This window comes from Microcystis sp. 49638_E5 (assembly GCF_021300285.1).
Classification (GTDB): domain Bacteria; phylum Cyanobacteriota; class Cyanobacteriia; order Cyanobacteriales; family Microcystaceae; genus Microcystis; species Microcystis aeruginosa_C.
Window position 1 is genome coordinate 1 of the sequence record NZ_JAJTDH010000154.1, and the last position, 4,941, is coordinate 4,941.

5 protein-coding genes and 1 pseudogene are annotated in these 4,941 nt (G+C 43.6%); 2 read left to right on the plus strand and 4 right to left on the minus strand.

Translation table 11 applies throughout. The annotated features are described in order from the left end of the window. The first annotated feature begins 157 nt into the window (after window positions 1-157). A complete protein-coding gene (locus LW728_RS22695; protein WP_232306098.1) occupies window positions 158-502 on the plus strand; it encodes a type II toxin-antitoxin system RelE/ParE family toxin in 345 nt (114 codons plus the stop codon). Next, window positions 499-822: a helix-turn-helix transcriptional regulator gene (locus LW728_RS22700; protein WP_008196506.1), complete on the plus strand. Its 324-nt coding sequence runs from the start codon at window positions 499-501 to the stop codon at window positions 820-822. The genes LW728_RS22695 and LW728_RS22700 overlap by 4 nt, the downstream gene beginning before the upstream one ends. Here the strand turns inward: LW728_RS22700 and secF are convergent. The 4 genes and pseudogenes from secF to LW728_RS23330 form a co-directional block, all read right to left on the minus strand. Continuing rightward, window positions 819-1,751 (minus strand): protein translocase subunit SecF, encoded by a 933-nt coding sequence (gene secF, locus LW728_RS22705; protein ID WP_287664784.1) that lies wholly within the window; start codon window positions 1,749-1,751, stop codon window positions 819-821. The two genes, LW728_RS22700 and secF, sit on opposite strands and share 4 nt — an antisense overlap. 155 nt (window positions 1,752-1,906) lie before the next feature. After that, window positions 1,907-3,313: a protein translocase subunit SecD gene (gene secD / locus LW728_RS22710; RefSeq protein ID WP_002800833.1), complete on the minus strand. Its 1,407-nt coding sequence runs from the start codon at window positions 3,311-3,313 to the stop codon at window positions 1,907-1,909. A gap of 26 nt (window positions 3,314-3,339) precedes the next feature. Next, entirely contained in the window at window positions 3,340-4,323 is a 984-nt protein-coding gene (locus LW728_RS22715) for an alpha-ketoacid dehydrogenase subunit beta (protein ID WP_002752113.1), read from the minus strand. A 426-nt stretch (window positions 4,324-4,749) separates the two neighbouring features. Continuing rightward, a pseudogene (locus LW728_RS23330) lies at window positions 4,750-4,941 on the minus strand (zinc ribbon domain-containing protein); the annotation flags it as partial.

A 4,941-nucleotide genomic window follows, 5' to 3' on the forward strand; every position in this document is an offset into this window, starting at 1 on the left:
GAGAGGCCGCCTTTAGCGGGAATCCGATAGAGAGGTTCGTAGTTAACCCAGTACGGGTCAAAGCGTACAAAGCTAATTCTAGATGCAATATTTGCGTACAGAATTAGTAACTATAATGGGGCTTGACAGGTGGTATCAGTTATATCACCATAAGCGAATGCGTAATACCCGTCCTATATCTTGGATTAAAGCGGCACGGAAAGATTTTCAAAAGTTTCCCAAGGAAGCCCAAGAAATTGTACTTGACGCTTTAACTATTGCAGCAGAAGGGGCAAAATCATCCCTAACCAAGCCTTTTAAGGGGATAGGTTCTGGTGTGTTCGAGATTGCTCTACCTTTCAAGGGGGATGCCTATCGAACTATTTATGCTGTCCAGTTAGGTGAGGCTATCTGGGTGATTCATGCCTTCCAGAAAAAATCCCCAAAAGGGATCAAAACACCACAGCAAGAAGTCGAAGTTATCAAAGCACGGCTCAAGCGATTGAAGGAGGAACTCTCATGAGTGAAGAACAATTTGAACTGGTACAAGGTAGCGGGAATGTGTACCGCGATTTTGGCGATGTAGATGCGGACGTGCGACAAGCGAAAGCACTGCTTGCTGCTGAAATTATCAAGGTTCTGGAGAAGGAAGACTTATCAACCCGCGATGCTCAAGTGCGAACTGGAATTAATCACAGTGAATTTGTTCAGATTCGCCATGCTAATTTGGAACGCTTTACTATTGACCGTTTGATATCAATTTTGGGTCGTCTCAATCAACAGGTTGAAATTACTATTACGACCTATCCAAGACCGACTGATTCTTCACCAATGGCATCCTAACTGTAATTGAGTGTGGGTCGATGGGAACGACCGCGCCACCAAGCTAGTAGGGTACTAGCGATAAAAATACTCGAATAGGCCCCGGCTACAAAGCCAATAATTAAAGCTAGGGCAAAATATTTTAAGGTGCTGCCACCAAAGAGAAAAATCGCCACCAGAGGCAATAAAGTAGTCAGGGTGGTATTAATTGAACGACTTAGGGTTTGACTCACCGCATTATCGACAATTTCATCCACGGATAATTCGGGGGTATTAGCAAAATTTTCCCGGACGCGATCATAAATTACCACTGTGTCATTAACAGAAAAGCCCACAATTGTCAAGAGGGAAACCAAAAATAAACTATCCACTTCTACCCCCGCAATTAAGCCTAAAACCGCAAAGACCCCTAAAGTGATCAAAACGTCGTGCAGCAGGGCGACAATGGCAAAAAAAGCGTAATCCCGTTGAAAACGGAAGCTTAGATAGACAGCAATGCCAAAAAATGACACTAATAAAGCTAAAAATCCCGACCTAAATAATTCTTGACCGATGGTCGGTCCGACGGTATCGATTTGACTGGTTTCGGGGTCAAAGGCGCCAATTTTCTGATTTAAGGTGTCGAGTAATTTCGTTCTCTGTTCTTCTGCTAGGGTTTTAGTTCGCACCGATAAAGTATATTTATCCAACACCTGCACACTACTGTTACCCAATCCTTCCTCGTCTAAAATTCCTTGCACTTCGGCAGTAGTTAAGGGTTTCTCACAGTTATTCTTTTTGGCACAGGCTAATTCTATCTGAATTCTCGTACCACCAACAAAATCTAAACTCGGTCTCAAAGGCGCTTGAATAGTGAACCAAGAAATCACCATGGCCAAAATACTACCAATCGTCAGCAAGGCCGAGACTGTCCACCAAAAATTACGCTGTTTTGTAACGTTAAATGCCATATCGATTAAGTAACAAGGAACAAAGGAAAAAAGGGATTTGGGGAGTGGGGAGTGGGGAGTGGTAATCGGTGGGTTACGGCGAATCAGAAATTATTGGTCAACAGCATAACTTATCGTCGCCTAACCCACCCTACACCTGACTCCTGATAACTGAATTATTGGTTTACCGGTAAATTAGGGCAGAAAAGTTGCGGTTTTTGACGGACGCTGGGGACGTTTAACACGGTGATTAACAGGAGAGTGCGACTACAGGTTAAAGCGGTAAACATACTCACAGCTACCCCAATGGCTAAAGTTAAAGCAAAACCCTTGACTAATCCCGAACCCAACCAAAATAGGGCAGCACAGGCGATTAAAGTAGTGACATTACTATCAAGAATACTGGAAAAAGCCCGATAAAATCCCGACTCTACTGCCCGAAATAGGGATTTTCCGGCCCTTAATTCCTCCCGGGTACGCTCAAAAATTAGTACATTTGCATCAACTGCCATGCCGATACTGAGGATAAATCCAGCAATACCGGGTAACGTCATCGTGACTCCCACTAAGGCAAAAGCCCCCAGAGAGAGAATAGTATAGATAATCAGGGAAACATCGGCAATAATACCGGGTAAACGGTAATAAACCGCCATGAAGATTAAAACTAACAGTAAACCCACTAAACCAGCGTAGATACTGCGACGGATACTATCCTGGCCTAAAGTTGCCCCGACGGTGCGAATTTCTTCCACTTTAACGGGGAAAGGTAGAGAGCCACCGCGCAATTGAATCGCTAGATCGTTGGCAGTTTCGGCGGTAAAATTACCAGTAATCACGGCCCGGCCTCCTGTAATTCCCGTTTGGGCAAACTGCACATCAACCACAGGGGCGCTAATTAATTCATTATCAAGGAAAATCCCAATACTGCGACCAGTACCCGCGATCGCTTTAGTTAGTTCGGCAAATTTACTGCCCCCTTCCGAGTCGAAAGTAATGGCCACTTCCCAGTTAGTGCCTTGGGTGGAACTAATAGTGGCATTTTGCAGATTTTTTCCAGTTAAGTCCACCGATTCAAATAAATTTAAAATCGCCTCTTTAGATTTTTGCAGAGATTGTTCTAGTTCGGCAATTTTAGCGGCATTTTCGGGTTTATTCTCGGCTTTGAGGGCGGCTAATTCCGCTTTTTTTTGTTGAAAAATTGAATATTCAGCCCGGAATTCTCCTTCTGTACCTTGTTTTTGCTGACGAAATTCTAATTGGGCCTGAACATTTAAGTTTCTCTCAGCTTCTTTGGGATTTGTAACCCCGGGCAGTTGCACAATTACCTGATTTTTACTGTCCACAGTCTGCACTAATGATTCAGAAACACCGAGGGCATTAACGCGATTTTCAATCACATTTTGTACGGCTTTTAAATCATTAGGTTGAATGGTTTTGACGGTTTCAGTGGGTTTAACCTGAATGGTTAATTGACTACCACCGCGCAAGTCTAAACCTAACTGTAGGGGTAACTTAATCAGGACGAAGATCGAGGCAACAACCAGGCCGATGATCAGTAACAATAACCAATTTTGTCTCTGCATAACTTCAGTATCAAAAGGAGAATTTTTTAAATGCGATCACCGACCATTTTTTGGACAGCTTCGACAATTTGATTAGGTTGAATAATCGTCAATCTTTCTAGATTACCGTTATAAGGTGTGGGGATATCTTGGGAAGATAATCTTAACACGGGGGCATCTAATTCATCGAATAACTGCTCGTTAATTAAAGCAATTAACTCAGAAGCAATTCCCGCCGTTTTCATACATTCTTCCACGATAATCACCCTATGAGTCTTGCGAATCGAAGCGGCAATCGTCTCCATATCAAAGGGTTTCAGGGAAATTAAATCGATAATTTCTGGATCGTAGCCATCTTTTTCTAACTGTTTTAATGCCTGTAAACAGTGATGACGCATCCGCGAATAGGTGAGAATGGTGATATCTTCTCCCTTGCGAACGATTTCCGCCTTATCGAGGGGTAAAAGATACTCGGTATCAGGTAAATTTTCCTTGAGATTATAGAGAAGAACGTGTTCAAAGAAAAGCACGGGGTTATTATCTCTAATCGCCGATTTTAATAAACCTTTGGCATTATAGGGAGTGGAACAAGCGACAATTTTTAGACCGGGTACCGCGTGAAAATAGGCCTCTAAACGTTGGGAATGTTCCGCACCTAATTGTCTCCCCACACCCCCCGGACCACGGATAACCATGGGGATTTTAAAATTACCGCCAGAAGTATAACGTAACATCCCAGCATTGTTGGCAATTTGGTTAAAGGCAAGCAGAAGAAAACCCATATTCATGCCTTCAATAATCGGACGCAATCCCGTCATGGCTGCCCCCACTGCCATGCCCGTAAAACTATTTTCAGCGATGGGAGTATCTAAAACCCTTAAATCGCCATATTTTTTGTAGAGATCTTTGGTAACTTTGTAGGAACCACCGTAATGACCCACATCTTCACCTAAAACAAATACTGTCTGGTCGCGGCCCATTTCCTCATCGATCGCCTGTCGCAAAGCATTAAATAATAGGGTTTCTGCCATATCAAGTCCCCGCTTACAATTCGGTCATCTTATCACTAAACTTATTATCTTACCCCTTTTCTGGCCCGAAGGAGCGGGAATTATGAATTATTAATTATGAATTATGAAGTGGGGAGATGGGGAGAGGGAATTATGAATTATGAATTATGAATTATGAAGTGGGTAGATAGGGAGTAGGTAGGTGGAGGACGTAGGTTGGGCTTCGGCCGTGAGCTTTTGCCGAACGGTTGAAGCATGAAACCCAACGCCCAATCATGTTACGCTACTGCTCCTACAAATAATTGTGCCTCCCTACTTCATAGATAATAGTCTATTCTAGTTCCCGACAATCGGCCGGCAAAGAACTAAGATCAAGATCAAGCAATCCCCTACCGTTAAAGCTGTTGACATCCTCGCCGCCGTAAAACGGACGGCGATTCCCAAACCTCACGATTTGAGTTTCTGCTTCTTTCCCGAAGGATTTTTCGCACCTGCCGCCCCAGATTTACTCTGTTCTGGTCATCAGGTCGCTCTACAGACTGACACCGCAAGCCCTGCGGCCAAAATATTTTTACTAGCGTTAATATCTCGGTCATGGTGTGTCCCACAGTCTGGACAATCCCACTCTCGAACATTTAA